Below are 594 nucleotides of genomic sequence, written 5' to 3'. Positions count from 1 at the left end.
CTAGGTGAGACAGCCAGCCGACCCCGGCAATGCCCTAACCAGCGTGCACCGCAGCGCAGTTGTCCGGTTACCGGACGCCGCGCCCCCTCCGTGCGGCGACCGTTGACGGCCCCGTCCGCGCTTTTGCGACCCCCGAGAGGCACGGACGGGGCACCGAGACCAACCGCGAGCGCGAGGCGACGACATGACGACGCGCAGCACGACCCCCCGCACCGAAACCGGCGGCCTGGTGGACGCTCCGGCCCTGCACTTCGAGCGGCTGAGCGACCGCCAGCGCCAGGGCCGCTCCTGCTGCTGGTGCTCCGGCACGCCGGATGACAGGTTCCCGGTCCGGATACTGCGCGCGGCCGGCGTGCGTCTGTACGCCTGCACGCCGTGCGCCGGCATGTACGGCGTCCCGGCCGTGGAGACGGGCCAGTGAACGGCGGCGACGAGACGTTCCCGGCCGCCCTGGAGCTGTGGACCGATGGGGACTGGCAGGAGTACCGCCGCCGCATCGAGAACGGCGAGGGCTGCGTGAGGGCCATGGACGCGATCACGCGCCGCCGCACCCGCGAGGCGGAGGCAGTGCGGTGACCGGCGAAACCGTCTCCC

The 594-nt window shown here is 73.2% G+C and carries 2 protein-coding genes; both read left to right on the top strand.

All coding sequences use genetic code 11. The annotated features are described in order from the left end of the window. The first annotated feature begins 184 nt into the window (after nt 1-184). Nucleotides 185-421 carry a hypothetical protein gene (locus tag IE178_RS35265; RefSeq protein ID WP_168131610.1) on the top strand — a complete coding sequence of 79 codons (237 nt, stop codon included), beginning with the start codon at nt 185-187 and terminating at the stop codon, nt 419-421. Further along, the gene (locus IE178_RS35260) at nt 418-576 is read left to right on the top strand and encodes a hypothetical protein (RefSeq protein WP_168131609.1); all 159 of its coding nucleotides are present in this window, start codon (nt 418-420) and stop codon (nt 574-576) included. The genes IE178_RS35265 and IE178_RS35260 overlap by 4 nt, the downstream gene beginning before the upstream one ends. Nucleotides 577-594: the final 18 nt, after the last annotated feature.

The organism is Streptomyces griseoloalbus (assembly GCA_014650015.1).
GTDB lineage: Bacteria > Actinomycetota > Actinomycetes > Streptomycetales > Streptomycetaceae > Streptomyces > Streptomyces griseoloalbus.
This window is presented reverse-complemented; position numbering and strand designations above follow the sequence as displayed.